Raw genomic sequence first — 18,827 nt, forward strand, 5'->3', positions numbered from 1 at the left:
GGTCGCGAGCTTACTCGCTGGCTAGCGCATTCTTGGCCAGGATCGCATTGGCCAGTTCCATGTCGCTGACTTGCAGCCCCGGGTTGTCGGCGCGCACTTTGTGCATCGCCGCTTCCAGGTACGGGCCGCGAATCGCGCCTTCGCTGGCGACGTAGCTGCCGGCATCATCCTGGGCCGCCATGACCAGTTTGTGGTCCTTGAAGGTCAGGTAGGTGGAACCGGTGGTGGCGCCGGACGAGATGACGTTGCGCCAGAAGGTATCGGCCATGGCAGAACCAACCGGCAGGGACAGCAGGGCGAGGGTGGCGACTGCGAATTTGAGGCGCATCGGGGGTGACTCCAACGTGAGGTGAACTGGGGCCTTTGATCGGCTTTGCGCAGATCTAGTTCCCTGCCCGGGTAAAAGCTTTGGCGCAGCCTCAGGCCGTGACGCGAAGCACTTCAGCCTGGCTTGTCTGCCCGGCCGCGACTTTGTCCAGGCCACTTTGCCTGAGGCTGTGCATCCCTTCCTTCAACGCCAGTTGGCGCAGGCCAGGCAGGTCGGCTTCACGGTTGATGAGTGACTTGAGCGCTTCGCTGATGCCCAGCAACTCGAAGATCGCGCTACGGCCGTGATACCCGGTCTGCCGGCATTCCCGGCACCCCAGCGGCGCTCCCTTGCAGTGCCGGCACAGGGTACGCACCAGGCGCTGGGCCATGACCCCGATCAGGCTGGCCTTGAGCAGGTAGGGCGCAATGCCCAGCTCCAGCAGGCGGGTGATGGCGCTGCAGGCATCGTTTGTATGCAGGGTCGAGAGCACCAGGTGGCCGGTGAGGGCGGCCTGGATCGCCACCTGAGCGGTTTCCAGGTCGCGTATTTCGCCGATCATGATGACATCCGGGTCCTGGCGCAGCAGGGCGCGGGTGCCGGCGGCAAAGTCGAGGTCGATGGCTGGTTGCACCTGCAACTGGTTGAAGGCCGGTTCTACCATCTCGATCGGGTCTTCGACGGTGCACAGGTTGATCTGCGGGGTAGCCAGGTGTTTGAGGCTGGCGTACAGGGTGCTGGTTTTGCCCGAGCCGGTAGGCCCGGTGACCAGGATAATGCCGTGGTGATGGTCGAGCATGGCCAGCCAGCGCTTGAGATCGCCGCCGCCGAGGCCCAGTTGGGCAAAGTCCTGTTGCAGCAACTGTGGATCGAAAACACGCAGTACGAGCTTTTCACCGAATGTGGTCGGCAGGGTCGACAGCCGCAGCTCGACCTCTGCGCCGCCTGGCAGGCGGGTCTTGATCCGGCCGTCCTGGGGCCGGCGTTTTTCTGCGACATTCATGCGCCCCAGGCTTTTCAGGCGGCTGACCACCGCCAGAGTCACCGGCCCCGGAAACTGGTAGACCGGGTGCAGCACGCCGTCGATGCGAAAGCGCAGCTGGCCCTGGTCGCGCCGGGGCTCGAGGTGGATATCGCTGGCGCGCTGCTCGAAGGCGTACTGCAACAGCCAGTCGACGATGCTGACAATGTGCGCATCGTTGGCTTGTGCGTCAGCCCCGCGCGCGCCCAGCTCAAGCAACTGCTCAAGATTACCCGCAGCGATTGGCGTCGACTGCTGCTGACTGGCGCCGCTGACCGATTGCGCGACCTGGAAAAACGTCTGGCTGAGCTGACGGATCTGCACCGGGCTGGCCAGCACGCGCTTGATTGGCCGTTGCAGCACCTGCGTCAGGTCCGCTTCCCAGGCGCGTACATAAGGTTGTGCGCTGGCCACGGTGACGCCGCTGGTATCGGCGGCCACCGCGAGGATGCCGTGGCGCCGGGCGAAGCCTGCAGACATCAGGCCGGTGAGGCGGGCGGGGTCGATCTCCAGGGGATCGATACGCAGGTACGGCTGCCCGGCCTGCCTGGCCAGCCATTGGCACAGGCTATCGAGGTCCAGGTGCTGGCCGGGATTAAGCAGGTCGGCAAGCTGCTGGCTGGCGATCCACTCCAGCGGGTGCTGGTCGTGCTGCACCGGCGGGCAATTGCCGTGATCAGCCGGGCTGATGCGTTGCTCGGCCAGCAGCTCGTCCAGCAGGGTGTTCAGGTCAAGCCAGCGATCTTCGCTAAGGTTGTGCATGGCTGCGGGCTTCCTTGCCGCGCCACCGACAGTGATGGCTTGAGCAAGGTTAGCGGCTGAGCCGGGGCTTCCCGCTGAACAAGGGTTACCAGGCTTTTCCGGCAGTGCTCAACTGCACTTCGCTCACGTAAATCAGGTTGCGCATTTTTTGCGCAATCAGCTCGGCGCGGTGCCAGCTAAGGCCGCTGATGCCAATCTCGACGTTGAGCAGGTCATCCTGCTGCTCGACATTCAAGCGATGTGGTACCAGAAATTGCAGGGCAAACAGGTTGAGCACCCGGCACAGGCTGTCGGGTTCGGCTTCGACCTGCAGTTGATAGCAGACATCGCTGTGGGCGTTGTTGGCGGCCCAGACATCGTGGCGCAAGGGCGTAAGGGGGCTGTCCAGCCGTTCGAGAGCGCTCATGGGTTTCTCCGCAGAAAGTGGAGAAATTTTTACATGCGGGCTGGGGTATTTCTTCTCTATGATCGTGAGATATTGCGGATTATTGAATAGCTCAATTCGAATCAACCGACTTTGGAGAAAAAATCATGCACAGCGAACTGGACAGCTATGACCGGCGCATTCTGGCTTTGTTGCAGGAAGATGCCTCGCTCTCCAGCGCACAGATCGCTGAGCGTGTAGGCCTGTCGCAGTCACCGTGCTGGCGGCGCATTCAGCGTCTGAAAGAGGAGGGGGTGATTCGCGCCCAGGTGACCCTGCTCGACCGCAAGAAGATCGGCCTGAACACGCAGATCTTCGCCGAGGTCAAACTCAACGCCCACGGGCGCTCCAACTTCACCGAGTTTACCGAGGCGATCCGCGGTTTTCCGGAAGTGTTGGAGTGTTATGTGCTGATGGGCGCAGTGGATTTTCTGCTGCGCATTGTCACCCCGGACATCGAAGCCTACGAACGGTTCTTTTTCGAAAAGCTGTCGATGGTGCCGGGGATCCAGGAGGTCAACTCGACCGTGGCCTTGTCCGAAATCAAGTCCACGACGAGTTTGCCGGTATTGCCTTGAGCCTTACTTGCGCAGCAGGTGTTTCCAGCCGCGGCTCTGGAACACGGCCATGGCCTGGTGGACGCGAGCTTCGAGCACTTCGTCGCTGATCGGCAGGTTGGCCAGTTCCTGGAGCTTGTTCAGCTCGCCGAACAGGCGGTCCAGGTCCGGGCTTTCCAGCACCTGGCGGGCATGATGTAGCCAGGCCAGCAGGCGCTCGATGCGCGGCAGCTGCTCGGCCAGGTCTTCGGGCTGGCGATGATACAGCGGCAGGTTGAGGGCCTTGGCTTCTTCGGCCAGCAGCACGTTCAGCCAGTTGGCCAGTTGTGCGGCGCCCTGGCGGTCGCCGCGCTTGTTGCGCTCGACGGTCCAGGCACGGGCCAGCAGCCAGCGCGAGGTCTCCAGGGAGAACTGGCCCCAGCGGGTTTCCAGCAGCTCCTCGGCGAACTGCTCGGGCGCTGCGCGGCGTACATCTTCGTCGTCGGCACCGGCGAGCACCAGCGGGCGCCAGTCTTCGAGCAGGGCGTCGAGGCTGTTGCGCAACTCGCGGGTGCTGGCGCGTGGGCCGGCCTGGCCGAGGCTGCTGGCCAGGGCACGCAGTTCCCAGAGGTTTTCGACCCAGTCCTGCAGCAGGCGCCAGTGACCGTTGAAACGGTACTGTTCGGCCAGGCGCTGGCTGCTGCCGAGCAACTGCCAGGCCAACGCGGCGAAGGCGTCGTCGAGGGTCATTTCGGCGTTCAGTGCGGCGGCTGGCAGGCTCAGGGCGTAGCTGCCGGCGTCGAGCAGGCGGTAGCCGCGCTCGGCCTTGCTGATGTCGCAGGGCATCAGCGGCAGCTTGGCTGACAGCTCGGCGGCCAGTTCCAGCAGGGCTTCGGGGGCGCCTTCGCGCAGCTCGAGCTCCAGCTCGCAGATCTCTTCTTTTTGCTTGCCGGCGACCACGGTGCCGAGGTCCAGGGCGGCTTCGATTACCACTTTGGCCTTGCCGCGGCCCCAGGCGATTTCGGCGTACTCACGGGTGAAATCGGTGGTGAACAGCGCCTTGATGGTCTTTTTGTCGACATCGGCCAGTTGCTCTGGCCAGCACTCGGCGTCGAGTTTTTTCAGGTCGAGCTTGGCCTTGGGCAACTGCCATTCGAACTCGTTGCGCTGGGACAGGCCGGCGACGCTCTGGCCGCGGGTCTTGAGGGTCTGGATGACCACCTCGCCGTCGCGGCGCAGGCGCAGGGCGACCTTGGCGGCGGCCAGGTCGCGCTCCGGAGTGTCGAAGTACTGGTTGAGTAGTTCGCGGCTTTGCCACCCGGACTTGTTGCGCTTGTTCAGCAATGGGTGTTCACGCAGGGCGGCGAGGGTCTCGCGGCTGACCCGCAGTTTGATTTCGGTTTCTTTATGCATTGCTGGGTAATCCAGGCTCGAATGACAGGGAGCGTCTTGGGGGTGCAGTGTACAGGAGTCGGCTCGCGGCGGTTTATTCCCGGTGCCGGATGGCCCTATGATGAGCTTCGCCCAAGGAGAAAGCGCATGCCGTTGCCATCGCTCAAAGAGCAGTTCGCCGCCCTGATCGCCGCGCCATCGGTCAGTTGTACCCAGCCGTCGCTGGATCAGTCCAACCGTGCGGTGATTGACCTGCTGGCCGGCTGGCTGGGGGACCTGGGTTTTGCCTGTGACATTCAGCAGGTGACTCCCGGCAAGTTCAATCTCCTGGCAAGTTACGGCAGTGGCCCGGGCGGGCTGGTGCTGGCCGGGCACAGCGACACCGTGCCGTATGATCCCGAGCTGTGGCAGACCGACCCGCTCAAGCTGACCGAGGTCGACGGCCGCTGGGTGGGCCTGGGCAGTTGCGACATGAAGGGCTTCTTCGCCCTGATCATCGAGGCCGTGCAGCCGCTGCTGACGCATGACTTCAAGCAGCCATTGTTGATTCTCGCCACCTGTGACGAAGAGAGCTCGATGGCCGGCGCCCGCGCCCTGGCCGAGGCCGGCCGGCCGCTGGGCCGTGCGGCGGTGATCGGCGAGCCGACCGGGCTCAAGCCGATCCGCCTGCACAAAGGGGTGATGATGGAGCGCATCGACATTCTTGGGCGCAGTGGCCATTCGTCCGATCCGAGCCTGGGCCACAGTGCGCTGGAGGCCATGCACCAGGTCATGGGCGAGCTGATGAACCTGCGCCGGCAGTGGCAGCAGGAATACAACAACGCCCAGTTCAGCGTGCCGCAGCCGACGATGAACTTCGGCTGCATCCATGGTGGCGATAACCCCAACCGCATCTGCGGCCAGTGCGCCCTGGAGTTCGATCTGCGCCCGCTGCCGGGCATGGACCCTGAAGTACTGCGCAGCGCCATCCGGCACAAACTGGCGCCGCTGGCCGAGCAGCATCAGGTGCGCATCGACTACGCGCCGCTGTTCCCCGAGGTACCGCCGTTCGAGCAGGCCGCCGATGCGGAACTGGTACGGGTCGCCGAACGTCTTACCGGCCATCGCGCCGAAGCGGTAGCCTTTGGCACCGAAGCGCCTTATCTTCAGCGCCTGGGTTGCGAGACCCTGGTACTGGGCCCCGGCGACATCGCCTGCGCCCACCAGCCGGGCGAATACCTTGAAATGTCACGCTTGCAGCCTACCGTGCGTCTATTGCGTGAGTTGATCGAACATTATTGCCTCAGCCCGGTAATTGCCCGCTGAGCTGAACCGTTTTGCAGAGGAGATTGCGCGTGACGCCAAGCCTGTTCCGACGATAACCCTTCGAGCGCTGTGTGCTTTCCCGTTCTTGTCCCTATTTTCTACAGGCTCTCCGGTTATGCCCGAATACGTCAATTGGCTGCGTCATGCTTCGCCTTACATCAACGCCCACCGCGACTGCACCTTTGTGGTCATGCTGCCCGGTGACGGCGTCGAGCACCCCAACTTCGGCAATATCGTTCACGACCTGGTGCTGCTGCACAGCCTTGGCGTGCGCCTGGTGCTGGTCCACGGCTCGCGCCCGCAGATCGAAAGCCGCCTGGCGGCCCGCGGCCTGACCCCGCACTACCATCGCGGCATGCGCATCACCGATGCGGCGACGCTTGAATGCGTGATCGATGCCGTAGGCCACTTGCGCATCGCCATCGAGGCGCGCCTGTCGATGGACATGGCCGCCTCGCCGATGCAGGGCTCACGCCTGCGCGTGGCTGCCGGCAACCTGGTTACCGCGCGGCCGATCGGCGTGGTCGAAGGCGTTGATTACCACCACACCGGCGAAGTGCGCCGGGTCGACCGCAAAGGTATCAATCGCCTGCTCGACGAGCGCTCTATCGTCCTGCTTTCGCCTTTGGGCTATTCGCCCACCGGCGAGATCTTCAACCTCGCCTGTGAAGACGTCGCCACTCGCGCCGCGATTGAACTGAATGCTGACAAGCTGCTGCTGTTCGGCGCCGAGCGCGGCCTGCTCGATGAACAGGGTCGGCTGGTGCGCGAACTACGCCCCCAGCAAGTGCCGGCGCACCTGCAGCGCCTGGGCAGCGACTACCAGGGCGAGCTGCTTGATGCCGCCGCCGAAGCCTGCCGGGGCGGTGTGGCGCGCAGTCATATCGTCAGCTATGGCGAAGATGGCGCCTTGCTCACCGAGCTGTTCACCCGCGATGGTGGCGGTACCCTGGTGGCCCAGGAGCAGTTCGAGAAGGTGCGTGAAGCCGCGATCGAGGATGTCGGCGGCTTGCTCGACCTGATCAGCCCGCTGGAGGAGCAGGGCATTCTCGTGCGTCGTTCGCGCGAGGTGCTGGAGCGTGAGATCGAGCAGTTCAGTGTGGTCGAGCGCGAGGGCATGATCATCGCCTGTGCGGCGCTGTACCCGATTGCCGATTCCGAAGCGGGCGAGCTGGCGTGCCTGGCGGTCAACCCGGAGTATCGCCACGGCGGTCGCGGTGACGAGCTGCTTGAGCGCATCGAAACGCGGGCGCGCGCGATGGGGCTAAATACCCTGTTTGTGCTGACCACGCGCACGGCGCACTGGTTCAGGGAGCGGGGGTTTGTGCCGAGCGGGGTCGAGCGGCTGCCGGCGGCCAGGGCTTCGCTGTATAACTATCAGCGTAATTCGAAGATTTTCGAGAAGGCTTTGTAAGGCATCGCGGGGCAAGCCCGCTCCCACAGTTAACCGTTGTGGGAGCGGGCTTGACCCGCGATAAGGCCCTCAAGCATCAAACGGTATGCAGATACCAGTTGTACTCAAGGTCGGAGATGGAGTGTTCGAACTCCTCCAGCTCGCTCTCTTTACAGGCCACGAAGATATCGATGTATTTCGGATCGATGTACCTGGCCAGGATCTCGCTGTCGTCCAGCTCGCGCAGGGCATCACGCAGGTTGTTCGGCAGGCTCTGCTCGTTCTGCTCGTAGGAGTTGCCTTCAACCGGCTCGCCCGGGTCGACCTTGTTGGTCAGGCCATGGTGAACACCGGCCAGGACAGCGGCCATCAGCAGGTACGGGTTGGCGTCGGCACCGGCTACGCGGTGTTCGATGCGCACGGCGTCCGGGGTGCCGGTCGGCACGCGCAGGGCCACGGTACGGTTGTCCAGGCCCCAGCTAGGCGAGTTCGGCACGTAGAACTGGGCACCAAAACGGCGGTACGAGTTGACGTTCGGGCACAGGAACGCCATCGACGCCGGTAGGGTCTCGAGCACACCGCCGATCGCGTGACGCAGTGCGGCGTTCTGCTCGGGATCCTCGCTGGTGAAGATGTTCTTGCCATCTTTGTCCAGCACCGAGATATGGACATGCAGACCATTACCCGCCTGGCCCGGGTAGGGCTTGGCCATGAAGGTGGTGTCCATCTCATGGTCGTAGGCGATGTTCTTGATCAGGCGCTTGAGCAGTACCGCGTAGTCGCAGGCCTTCATCGGGTCGGCAACGTGGTGCAGGTTGACTTCGAACTGTGCCGGGGCGCTTTCCTTGACGATGGCGTCGGCAGGAATGCCTTGTTCCTTGGCGCCTTCGAGGATGTCCTGGAGGCAGTCGACGTACTCGTCGAGGTCGTCGATCAGGTAGACCTGGGTCGAAATCGGGCGTTTGCCGGAGATCGGCGAGCGCGGCGGCTGCGGGCGGCCGTTCACGTTCTCCTGGTCGATCAGGTAGAACTCAAGCTCGAATGCGGCGCAGATGGTCAGGCCCAGCTCGTCGAACTTGCTCACGACCTGGCGCAGGACTTCCCGCGGGTCAGCGAAAAACGGTTCGCCTTCGAGCTCGTGCATGGTCATCAGCAGTTGCGCGGTCGGGCGCTTTTGCCAAGGCTCGTTGGACAGGGTGTCCGGGATTGGATAGCAGATGCGGTCAGCGTCGCCGATGTCCAGGCCAAGGCCGGTGCTTTCGACGGTCGAGCCGTTGATATCCAGGGCGAAGAGGGAGGCCGGCAGGTTGATGCCTTTCTCGTAAACCTTGTGGAGGCTGGTGCGCTCGATGCGCTTGCCGCGCACCACACCATTCATATCTGCAATCAGAAGGTCAACGTAGAGAACCTCAGGATGTTCCTTAAGGAACGCGTTCGCTTCGTTAAGCTGAACGGCACGCGGGGGTACCGACATGATGCAACACCTTTGTTGTTAAAAATATCAATCAATGGGGGCTTGCAGGTTCAGTCAATCGGAAAGCCTTGCTGAAGTCAAGCCAGCCCCATGATGCCCTAAAATGGCCCTCAAGCGGCATTTTTGCTGCAATTGGGGGCGCCGACAAGGGCTGCTTTCGTACGGTAACGGCGATCTTGAGCGGACCGTGTTCTATTTTTTACGGGGGTGTTGTGTAAAAAAATGAACAAGGCTAAGCTCGGTGGCAACCCATAACACCAATAATACCGGGGGTTACATGTCACGCCTGCCGACAACCGGCATCATCGCCCGCCGTTCACAGAACGGTTTGCACGCATTCCTCGCGGGTGGCTTGCGCCCTGCGCCAGCACCTTGCGCCCCGGCTGAAATAATTGACGGCCCAGGCGTCCTGCCTGCTGTCGACGCTACTTCGAATGACCTCTGCCATCACTATAGCGGGCTCGTCAGCCTTGCGGGAACTGCCCGTTGCGGCCTCCCTGTGCCTGACTTTTGCTTTAGCCCCGTGGGGCATCCAGAATGTCTGGGACGGCCCACTCCGGGTCACGTCCTGACGTCAGTCCAGACATTTACCTCCTGAGGTATTTATGAGTAGCAACCTCGACCAGCTCACCGATTGGTTGAAAGAACACAAGATCACCGAAGTCGAGTGCCTGATCAGCGACCTCACCGGTATCACCCGCGGCAAGATCTCGCCGACCAACAAGTTCATCGCCGAAAAAGGCATGCGCCTGCCCGAGAGCGTGTTGCTGCAGACCGTGACCGGCGACTATGTCGATGACGACATCTATTACGAACTGCTCGACCCGGCCGACATCGACATGATCTGCCGCCCCGACGAGAACGCGGTGTTTCTCGTGCCCTGGGCCATCGAGCCGACCGCCCAGGTGATCCACGACACCTACGACAAGCAGGGCAACCCGGTCGAGCTGTCGCCGCGCAACGTGCTCAAGAAGGTTTTGAAGCTCTACGCCGACAAGGGCTGGCAGCCGATCGTGGCGCCGGAGATGGAGTTCTACCTGACCAAGCGCTGCGAAGACCCGGACTTCCCCCTGCAGCCGCCGATTGGCCGCTCCGGGCGCCCGGAAACCGGTCGCCAGTCCTTCTCTATTGAAGCGGCCAACGAATTCGACCCGCTGTTCGAGGACGTCTACGACTGGTGCGAGCTGCAGAACCTGGACCTCGACACGCTGATCCACGAAGACGGCACGGCGCAGATGGAAATCAACTTCCGTCACGGGAATGCCTTGTCGCTGGCCGACCAGATTCTGGTGTTCAAGCGCACCATGCGCGAGGCTGCGCTCAAGCACAACGTCGCCGCCACCTTCATGGCCAAGCCGATGACCGGCGAGCCGGGCAGCGCCATGCACCTGCACCAGAGCATCATCGACGTGCACACCGGCAAGAACATCTTCTCGGACGAAGACGGGCGCATGAGCGAGCTGTTCCTCAACCACGTCGGCGGCCTGCAGAAGTTCATCCCGGTGGTGCTGCCGCTGTTCGCCCCCAACGTCAACTCGTTCCGCCGCTTCTTGCCCGACACCTCGGCGCCGGTGAACGTCGAGTGGGGCGAAGAGAACCGTACCGTCGGCCTGCGCGTACCGGATGCCGGCCCGCAGAACCGCCGGGTCGAGAACCGCCTGCCAGGCGCCGACGCCAACCCCTACCTGGCGATCGCCGCCAGCCTGCTGTGCGGTTTCATCGGCATGGTCGAAGGCATCAAACCGAGCGCGCCGGTACAGGGTCGTGGTTACGAGCGGCGCAACCTGCGCCTGCCGCTGACCATCGAGGACGCCCTCGAGCGCATGGAAAACTGCAAGGCCCTGGAACCCTACCTGGGCAAGAAATTCATTACCGGCTACGTCGCCACCAAACGCGCCGAGCATGAAAACTTCAAACGCGTAATCAGCTCCTGGGAACGTGAGTTCCTGCTGTTTGCGGTCTGATCAACCCGGAGCCGCAGGACCGCGGCCGTCAACAAACGGAGAAGCACATGAGCGTCAACAACCCGCAAACCCGTGAGTGGCAAACCCTTAGCAGTGAGCATCACCTGGCACCTTTCAGTGACTATCAACAGCTGAAAGAGAAGGGGCCGCGGATCATCACCAAAGCCGAGGGCGTGCACCTGTGGGACAGCGAGGGCAACAAAATCCTCGATGGCATGGCGGGCCTGTGGTGCGTGGCGGTCGGTTATGGCCGTGAAGAGCTGGTTGAAGTGGCCGCCAAGCAGATGCGCGAGCTGCCGTACTACAACCTGTTCTTCCAGACTGCCCACCCACCGGCACTGGAGCTGGCCAAGGCGGTTACCGCCGTGGCGCCCAAGGGCATGACCCATGTGTTCTTCACCGGTTCCGGTTCTGAAGGCAACGACACCAACCTGCGCATGGTCCGCCACTACTGGGCGCTCAAGGGCAAGCCGCAGAAACAGGTGATCATTGGCCGTATCAATGGCTATCACGGCTCCACCGTGGCCGGCGCCGCCCTGGGCGGCATGAGCGGCATGCATGCCCAGGGTGGCACGCTGCCGGGCATCGAGCACATCCCGCAGCCATACTGGTTCGGTGAGGGCGGCGACATGACCCCGGACGAGTTCGGGGTCTGGGCTGCCGAGCAGCTGGAAAAGAAAATCCTCGAAGTCGGCGAAGACAAGGTCGCCGCCTTTATTGCCGAGCCGATCCAGGGCGCCGGCGGGGTGATCATTGCGCCAGAAACCTACTGGCCGAAGATCAAGGAGATCCTCGCCAAGTACGACATCCTGTTCATTGCCGACGAAGTGATCTGTGGCTTCGGTCGCACTGGCGAGTGGTTCGGCTCCGATTACTACGACCTCAAGCCCGACCTGATGACCATCGCCAAGGGCCTGACCTCCGGTTACATCCCCATGGGCGGTGTGATCGTACGTGACGAAGTGGCCAAGGTGCTTAGCCAAGGCGGCGACTTCAACCACGGCTTCACTTACTCCGGCCACCCGGTGGCGGCGGCGGTAGGCCTGGAAAACCTGCGGATCCTGCGTGACGAGAAGATCATCGAGCGGGTTCAGGCCGAAACGGCACCGTATTTGCAGAAACGTCTGCGTGAGCTCAACGATCACCCGCTGGTGGGCGAAGTGCGTGGCCTGGGCATGCTCGGTGCCATCGAGCTGGTCAAGGACAAGGCCACCCGTGCCCGTTACGAAGGCCAGGGTGCGGGCATGATCTGCCGCCAGTTCTGCTTCGACAACGGCCTGATCATGCGCGCCGTGGGCGACACCATGATCATTGCGCCGCCGTTGGTGATCAGCCACGCCGAGATCGACGAGCTGGTGGAAAAGGCGCGCAAATGCCTGGACCTGACGCTCGAAGCGCTGAAATAGCCAGGTGCTAGGCTAGCGTAATGGCATCAATGGGTTTCAAGGCGCCTCTGTTGTTGAAAGAGCGCCTTGTAACTTGCCAGACTAGCGGCTGTTTCAGTCGCTCGGAGCTTGCGCCGAATAAGCCGGCCGCTGAACAGATGGCTAAATAAAAAATTCTGGAGCATTACGCATGAAGAAATTGGGCAAGACGTTGTTGGCCGTGTCCCTGATGGGCGCCATGGCCAGTGCTGTTCAGGCGGATGACAAAGTACTGCACGTCTATAACTGGTCCGACTACATCGCACCAGACACCGTCGCCAAGTTCGAGAAACAGTCCGGTATCAAGGTCGTCTACGACGTCTTCGACAGCAACGAAACCCTCGAAGCCAAGTTGCTGGCAGGCAAGTCCGGTTACGACGTGGTGGTACCGTCGAACAACTTCCTGGCCAAGCAGATCAAGGCTGGCGTCTATCAGGAGCTGGACAAGTCCAAGCTGCCAAACTGGAAGAACCTCGACGAAGACCTGCTCAAGGCCGTTGGCGATGCCAGCGACCCGGGCAACAAGCATGCGTTCCCGTACATGTGGGGCTCCATCGGCATCGGCTACAACCCGGAGAAGGTCAAGGCGGCGCTGGGCGTCGACAAGATCGATTCCTGGGACGTGGTGTTCAAGCCGGAAAACATCGCAAAGCTCAAAAGCTGTGGCGTGAGCTTCCTCGATGCCCCGACCGAGATGATTCCGGCGGCGCTGCACTACCTGGGCAAGCCGACCAACAGCACGAAAAAAGAAGACCTCAAAGCCGCCGAAGACCTGTTCCTCAGCGTGCGTCCATCGATCGGCTACTTCCACTCCTCCAAGTACATCTCGGACCTGGCCAACGGCAACATCTGCGTGGCCGTAGGTTATTCGGGTGACCTGGAGCAGTCCAAGGCACGTGCCCACGAAGCCGGCGACAAGGTCAAGCTCGACTACATCATTCCGAAAGAAGGCGCCGGTACCTTCTACGACATGGTTGCCATCCCTAAAGATGCCGTCAACGTCGACGCCGCCTACAAGTTCATGGATTTCCTGATGCAGCCGGAAATCATGGCCGAGATCACCAATGCCGTCCGTTTCCCGAACGGCAACAAGGCAGCGACCGCACTGGTGGACAAGGATATCTCGGGCGATCCGAGCATCTACCCACCGGCTGATGTGAAGAAGCAGCTGTACGCAATTGCTGACCCGGGTGCCAAGGCCCAGCGCGAAATCACGCGCAGCTGGACCAAGATCAAGTCGGGCAAGTAACAGCGGTGACCTCCCTGGGCGCGGTGTAAATCCCGCCCGGGGAGCATGAAAGCACAAATTTTTTTTGCGGCATGAGTGCATCGAAGGTAAGTTGCGCGCCGGTTTGCTTATCCGGCAGGTATTTCTGCCGTTTGCCACGGGCACATTTGTGAGGACCTCCCACTTGTCTATTTCTGTATTTCGCAAGGCCTTGTTGGCTGGAGCGGGTCTGACGCTGGCGATCAGCGTCCAAGCGGCGCCCACGGTGCACATTTATAACTGGTCCGACTACATCGGTCAGACCACCCTCGCAGACTTCGAAAAAGCTACTGGCATCAAGCCGGTGCAGGATGTCTTTGATTCCAACGAAACCCTGGAAGGCAAGCTGCTGGCCGGTCGCACCGGCTATGACGTGGTGGTGCCGTCCAACCATTTCCTCGGCAAGCAGATCAAGGCGGGCGCGTTCCAGAAGCTCGACAAGGCGCTGCTGCCAAACTATGCGAACCTCGACCCGGCGCTGATGAAGCGCCTGGAAAAGAACGACCCGGGCAACCAGTACGCCGTCCCCTACCTGTGGGGCACCAATGGCATCGGCTATAACGTCGACAAGGTCAAGGCGGCGCTGGGTACCGACAAGATCGATTCCTGGGCCGTGCTGCTCGAGCCGGAGAACATCAAGAAGCTCTCCAAGTGCGGAGTCGCGTTCCTCGACTCGGCCGACGAGATGCTCCCGGCGGTGCTCAACTACATGGGGCGCGACCCCAACAGCACCAACCCCAAGGACTACGCCGATGCCGAGAAAAAGCTGCTGGCCGTGCGTCCCTACGTGACCTACTTCCACTCCTCCAAGTACATCTCCGACCTTGCCAACGGCGACATCTGCGTGGCTGCCGGTTTCTCCGGCGATGTATTCCAGGCCAAGTCCCGCGCCGAAGAAGCCGGCAAGGGCGTCAAGGTGGCCTATGCGATTCCCAAGGAAGGCGGCAACCTCTGGTTCGACATGCTGGCGATCCCCAAGGACTCCAAGAATGTCAAAGAGGCCCATGCCTTCATCAACTATTTGCTGCAGCCTGAGGTCATTGCCCAGGTCAGTGATTACGTCGGTTACGCCAACCCGAACCCCAAGGCTGGCGATCTGATGGACCAGAGCGTGCGAACCGACGCAGCGGTTTACCCACCGCAAGAAGTGCTGGACAAGTTGTACGTCAACTCCGAGCTGCCTCCCAAGGTGCAACGGTTGATGACCCGTAGCTGGACCAAGGTCAAGTCGGGCAAGTAAAAATCCAGGGTCCGTCACGGCAGGGGCGGACGCAAAAAATCTTGTTGGGAGTTTCACAAATGGCAGTTGCCTCCGGTGCCTATAAGAAAGCCCTCGAGGGCGACCAGCAACCTAAACAGGTGCTGGTCAAAATCGACCGGGTCACGAAAAAGTTCGACGAAACGGTCGCCGTGGACGATGTGTCCCTGGAAATCAAGAAGGGCGAGATCTTCGCCCTGCTCGGTGGTTCCGGTTCGGGCAAATCCACCTTGCTGCGCATGCTCGCCGGCTTCGAACGGCCCACCGAAGGGCGCATTTTCCTCGATGGCGTAGACATCACCGATATGCCGCCCTACGAGCGGCCGATCAACATGATGTTCCAGTCGTACGCATTGTTCCCGCACATGACCGTGGCGCAGAACATCGCCTTCGGCCTGCAGCAGGACCGCATGCCCAGGTCCGAGATCGACGCCCGCGTGGCCGAGATGCTCAAGCTGGTGCACATGACCCAGTACGCCAAGCGCAAGCCGCACCAGCTCTCCGGTGGCCAGCGTCAGCGTGTGGCCCTGGCCCGTTCGCTGGCCAAGCGGCCGAAACTGCTGCTGCTCGATGAGCCGATGGGCGCGCTGGACAAGAAGCTGCGCTCGCAGATGCAACTGGAGCTGGTGGAGATCATCGAGCGGGTCGGCGTGACCTGCGTGATGGTAACCCACGATCAGGAAGAGGCCATGACCATGGCCCAGCGCATCGCCATCATGCACCTGGGCTGGATTGCCCAGATCGGCAGCCCGATCGACATCTATGAAACCCCGACCAGCCGCCTGGTTTGCGAGTTCATCGGCAACGTCAACCTGTTCGAGGGCGAAGTGGTCGACGATGCCGAAGGCCACGCGGTGATCGCCAGCCCCGAGCTTGAGCGCAAGATCTACGTCGGCCACGGTGTCACCACTTCGGTGGAAGACAAGCGCATCACCTACGCCCTGCGCCCGGAAAAACTGCTGGTGACCACCGAGCAGCCGACCTGCGAGCACAACTGGTCGCGCGGCAAGGTCCACGACATCGCCTACCTGGGTGGCCATTCGGTGTTCTACGTCGAGCTGCCTGGCGGCAAGATCGTCCAGTCGTTCGTTGCCAACGCCGAGCGCCAGGGCACCCGGCCGACCTGGGACGACCAGGTCTACGTCTGGTGGGAGGATGACAGCGGCGTGGTACTGCGCTCATGAACGCCCGCAAGCTCAAGCGAGCCTTCAACCGAATAAAGCCCGAGGGGCGCCATGTGGTGATCGGCGTGCCGTTCATCTGGTTGTTCCTGTTCTTCATGCTGCCGTTCTTCATCGTTCTGAAGATCAGCTTCGCCGAAGCCGACGTGGCGATCCCGCCGTACACCGAGATCTACAGCTACGTCGAAGACAAGGTGCAGCTGGTGCTCAACCTGGCCAACTATGGCCTGTTGACCGAAGACGAACTGTACATCTCGGCGTACCTGGGGTCGTTGAAGATGGCCTTCGTCAGCACGCTGCTGTGCCTGCTGATCGGCTATCCGATGGCCTACGCCATCGCCAACGCGCGCAAGGAAACCCAGACGGTACTGTTGCTGCTGATCATGATGCCGACCTGGACCGCGATCCTGATCCGCGTCTATGCCTGGATGGGCATCCTCAGCAACAACGGCCTGCTCAACGCCTTCCTGCTGTGGCTGGGCTGGATCGATCAGCCGTTGCAGATCCTCAACACCAACCTCGCGGTGTATATCGGCGTGGTCTATTCGTACCTGCCGTTCATGATCCTGCCGCTCTACGCCAACCTGGTGAAGCATGACCAGAGCCTGCTTGAAGCCGCCTCGGACCTGGGTTCGAGCACCTTCAACAGCTTCTGGAAAATCACCGTGCCGCTGTCGAAGAACGGCATCATCGCCGGCTGTATGCTGGTGTTCATTCCGGTGGTGGGTGAGTTCGTCATTCCTGAGCTGCTCGGCGGCCCGGAAACCTTGATGATCGGTAAAGTGCTCTGGCAAGAGTTCTTCAACAACCGTGACTGGCCGGTGGCCTCTGCCCTGGCGGTAGTGATGCTGGCGATCCTGATCGTACCGATCCTGCTCTTCAACCGTAGTCAGGCCAAAGAGATGGAGGGCAGGGCATGAAGCGTTTCAGTTTCTCCAAATTGATGTTGGTCCTGGGCCTGCTGTTCATCTACCTGCCGATGCTGATCCTGGTGATCTACTCGTTCAACGCCTCCAAGCTGGTGACGGTATGGGGCGGCTGGTCGGTGAAGTGGTACGTCGGCCTGCTCGACAACACCCAGCTGATGGGTTCGGTGATGCGCTCGCTGGAGATCGCCTGCTACACCGCGATCGCCGCCGTGGCGCTGGGCACCCTGGCCGCCTTCGTGCTGACCCGGGTCACCCGCTTCAAGGGCCGTACGCTGTTCGGTGGCCTGGTCACCGCGCCGTTGGTAATGCCCGAGGTGATCACCGGTCTGTCGCTGTTGCTGTTGTTCGTGGCCATGGCACAAATGATCGGTTGGCCGCAGGAGCGTGGCATCGTCACCATCTGGATCGCCCACACCACCTTCTGCGCAGCCTATGTGGCGGTAGTGGTGTCGGCGCGCCTGCGTGAGCTGGACCTGTCGATCGAAGAAGCGGCCATGGACCTCGGTGCCCGGCCGTGGAAGGTGTTCTTCCTGATCACCATCCCGATGATCGCACCGTCGCTGGCAGCGGGCGGGATGATGTCCTTTGCCCTGTCGCTGGACGACCTGGTACTGGCCAGCTTCGTCTCGGGCCCGGGTTCGACCACCCTGCCGATGGAAGTCTTCTCTGCCGTGCGTCTGGGCGTGAAGCCGGAAATCAACGCCGTGGCCAGCCTGATCCTGCTCAGCGTGTCGCTGGTGACCTTCATGGTCTGGTACTTCAGCCGTCAGGCCGAAGAGCGTCGCCGTCGGGCGATCCAGCAGGCGATCGAAGAAAGCGCTGCCGACTCGTGGAAACAACCGGACGTGCGCCGCGCGCCGGCGCCGGTTTCGGCGTGATCTGACGGGTCTCATCGCCGGCAAGCCGGCTCCCACAGGTTCTGTGTACAGCAGTCCCTGTGGGAGCTGGCTTGCCAGCGATGGGGCCTTCGGGTTTTTACTCCGGCCAGTGCCAGGCCGGCTCATCGAGCATCCCCTGACCGGCAACGCGGGTCTGCCCCAGCACTTTCTCCAGCACGATCGAATTGCAGCTCGCATCCTGTTCCAGCGCCGCCACCAATCTTCGTGCATGCGACACCACCCACACCTGACACTGCTCCGAGGCGCGAACGATCAAGCGCGCCAACGCTGGCAGCAAATCCGGGTGCAAGCTGGTTTCCGGCTCGTTCAGTACCATCATGGTCGGCGGCCTAGGCGTCAGCAGCGCGGCGACCAGCAGCAGGTAGCGCAAGGTGCCGTCCGATAACTCGGCGGCGCTCAGCGGCCGCAACAAGCCCTCTTGATGAAACAACACCCCGAACGCCCCACCCGGCACGGCATCGATCTCCAGGCGTGCGCCCGGGAAGGCATCGGCGATGGTTGCCTGCAAGGCCTGCGGGTCGCCGATCTCGATGATGGTCTGCAGCGCGGCGGCCAGGTCGCGGCCGTCGTGGTGCAGTACCGGCGTGCGCGTACCCAGTTGCCGGCGGCGGGCCGGGGCATCACGGTCGGTGCGAAAGTGATCGTAGAAGCGCCAGCCACGGATGCGCTCGCGCAGCAGCAACACCTCCGGGGAGGAGCGCAGGTTGCCGACCTGGTCGAACAGGCTGTCGAAGCTCGGTGTGTGCTGCGCCTGCACCTCCCATTGGCGGCCTTCACGGACCTTGACCATCGGCCCCTGGCGGTCCACCAGCAGGCTGGCCGGGCGGTACAACGGACCTGCCCAGATGCTTTCGCGCTTGATCTGCGGGTCGAGGGCGAAAGATGACCTGCTTGGCTCCGGCAGGCCGAGACCGATGGCGTAGCCGAATTTTTCGTCGCCAAAGCCCAGGCGCAAGCGCCGTGCATGCTGGCGCGGGCCGCCCTGGATGGCGACTTCGCCGTTGCTCATGCGCCGGCTGATCTGCTCGGGGCCGGCCCAGAACGTCGACTCCAGCCCGCCCTCCACCGCCAGGGCGTTGACCACACCGCCTTGCGCCGTTTCTGCGAGCAGGCGCAGGGCCTTGTACAGGTTGGACTTGCCGCTGCCGTTGGGCCCGGTAATGACGTTAAGGCGTGCCAGCGGCAGCACCAGGTGATTGATCGAGCGGTAATTGGCGACAGCCAGGGTGGTCAGCATGGCAGCGTCCATTCAGGCAAAGATGCAGTATCGCCGATTCCACAGGGTGAACGA

The 18,827-nt window shown here is 62.2% G+C and carries 16 protein-coding genes; 10 read left to right on the forward strand and 6 right to left on the reverse strand.

The features are described 5' to 3' along the window. Positions 1-10: 10 nt before the first annotated feature. The 3 genes from UB48_RS22290 to UB48_RS22300 all read right to left on the reverse strand — a co-directional run bounded on the left by UB48_RS22290 (position 11) and on the right by UB48_RS22300 (position 2,496). A complete protein-coding gene (locus tag UB48_RS22290) occupies positions 11-328 on the reverse strand; it encodes a DUF2388 domain-containing protein (RefSeq protein WP_045201089.1) in 318 nt (105 codons plus the stop codon). A gap of 91 nt (positions 329-419) precedes the next feature. Continuing rightward, positions 420-2,090 carry a GspE/PulE family protein gene (locus UB48_RS22295; protein ID WP_045201091.1) on the reverse strand — a complete coding sequence of 557 codons (1,671 nt, stop codon included), beginning with the start codon at positions 2,088-2,090 and terminating at the stop codon, positions 420-422. 85 nt (positions 2,091-2,175) lie between these two features. Further along, positions 2,176-2,496: a hypothetical protein gene (locus UB48_RS22300; RefSeq protein WP_045201093.1), complete on the reverse strand. Its 321-nt coding sequence runs from the start codon at positions 2,494-2,496 to the stop codon at positions 2,176-2,178. A 125-nt stretch (positions 2,497-2,621) separates the two neighbouring features. Here UB48_RS22300 and UB48_RS22305 point away from each other — a divergent pair, with 125 nt between their 5' ends. Further along, entirely contained in the window at positions 2,622-3,092 is a 471-nt protein-coding gene (locus tag UB48_RS22305) for an Lrp/AsnC family transcriptional regulator (RefSeq protein WP_045201095.1), read from the forward strand. A 3-nt stretch (positions 3,093-3,095) separates the two neighbouring features. On the opposite strand, the gene UB48_RS22310 is transcribed toward UB48_RS22305, so the two are convergent. Next, positions 3,096-4,463: an inorganic triphosphatase gene (locus UB48_RS22310; RefSeq protein WP_045201097.1), complete on the reverse strand. Its 1,368-nt coding sequence runs from the start codon at positions 4,461-4,463 to the stop codon at positions 3,096-3,098. Between the two features lie 126 nt (positions 4,464-4,589). Here UB48_RS22310 and argE point away from each other — a divergent pair, with 126 nt between their 5' ends. Both argE and argA read left to right on the forward strand, forming a co-directional pair. Continuing rightward, positions 4,590-5,747 carry an acetylornithine deacetylase gene (gene argE / locus UB48_RS22315; protein ID WP_045201099.1) on the forward strand — a complete coding sequence of 386 codons (1,158 nt, stop codon included), beginning with the start codon at positions 4,590-4,592 and terminating at the stop codon, positions 5,745-5,747. 115 nt (positions 5,748-5,862) lie between these two features. After that, the gene (gene argA, locus UB48_RS22320) at positions 5,863-7,161 is read left to right on the forward strand and encodes an amino-acid N-acetyltransferase (RefSeq protein ID WP_045201102.1); all 1,299 of its coding nucleotides are present in this window, start codon (positions 5,863-5,865) and stop codon (positions 7,159-7,161) included. Between the two features lie 76 nt (positions 7,162-7,237). On the opposite strand, the gene UB48_RS22325 is transcribed toward argA, so the two are convergent. After that, positions 7,238-8,614 carry a glutamine synthetase family protein gene (locus tag UB48_RS22325; RefSeq protein WP_045201104.1) on the reverse strand — a complete coding sequence of 459 codons (1,377 nt, stop codon included), beginning with the start codon at positions 8,612-8,614 and terminating at the stop codon, positions 7,238-7,240. Positions 8,615-9,219: 605 nt separating this feature from the next. Between UB48_RS22325 and UB48_RS22335 the strand changes: the two genes are divergently transcribed. The 7 genes from UB48_RS22335 to UB48_RS22365 all read left to right on the forward strand — a co-directional run bounded on the left by UB48_RS22335 (position 9,220) and on the right by UB48_RS22365 (position 17,515). Continuing rightward, entirely contained in the window at positions 9,220-10,578 is a 1,359-nt protein-coding gene (locus tag UB48_RS22335) for a glutamine synthetase family protein (protein ID WP_045201108.1), read from the forward strand. Between the two features lie 47 nt (positions 10,579-10,625). Beyond that, entirely contained in the window at positions 10,626-11,984 is a 1,359-nt protein-coding gene (locus UB48_RS22340; protein WP_045201111.1) for an aspartate aminotransferase family protein, read from the forward strand. A gap of 169 nt (positions 11,985-12,153) precedes the next feature. Then, a complete protein-coding gene (locus tag UB48_RS22345) occupies positions 12,154-13,251 on the forward strand; it encodes a polyamine ABC transporter substrate-binding protein (RefSeq protein WP_045201113.1) in 1,098 nt (365 codons plus the stop codon). 163 nt (positions 13,252-13,414) lie between these two features. Beyond that, positions 13,415-14,509: a polyamine ABC transporter substrate-binding protein gene (locus UB48_RS22350; RefSeq protein WP_045201115.1), complete on the forward strand. Its 1,095-nt coding sequence runs from the start codon at positions 13,415-13,417 to the stop codon at positions 14,507-14,509. Between the two features lie 59 nt (positions 14,510-14,568). After that, on the forward strand, positions 14,569-15,711 hold the full coding sequence (potA, locus tag UB48_RS22355; protein ID WP_045201117.1) for a polyamine ABC transporter ATP-binding protein: 1,143 nt from the start codon (positions 14,569-14,571) through the stop codon (positions 15,709-15,711). After that, on the forward strand, positions 15,708-16,628 hold the full coding sequence (locus UB48_RS22360; protein ID WP_045201120.1) for an ABC transporter permease subunit: 921 nt from the start codon (positions 15,708-15,710) through the stop codon (positions 16,626-16,628). Before potA ends, UB48_RS22360 begins: the two co-directional genes overlap by 4 nt. Then, a complete protein-coding gene (locus UB48_RS22365; protein WP_010221198.1) occupies positions 16,625-17,515 on the forward strand; it encodes an ABC transporter permease subunit in 891 nt (296 codons plus the stop codon). The genes UB48_RS22360 and UB48_RS22365 overlap by 4 nt, the downstream gene beginning before the upstream one ends. A 97-nt stretch (positions 17,516-17,612) precedes the next feature. Here UB48_RS22365 and UB48_RS22370 read toward each other — a convergent pair whose 3' ends face one another. Further along, positions 17,613-18,773, reverse strand: coding sequence for an AAA family ATPase (locus tag UB48_RS22370; RefSeq protein WP_045201122.1), 1,161 nt, complete (start codon positions 18,771-18,773; stop codon positions 17,613-17,615). Between the last annotated feature and the right edge of the window lie 54 nt (positions 18,774-18,827).

It is taken from the genome of Pseudomonas sp. 2(2015) (genome assembly GCF_000955865.1).
Taxonomy (GTDB): domain Bacteria; phylum Pseudomonadota; class Gammaproteobacteria; order Pseudomonadales; family Pseudomonadaceae; genus Aquipseudomonas.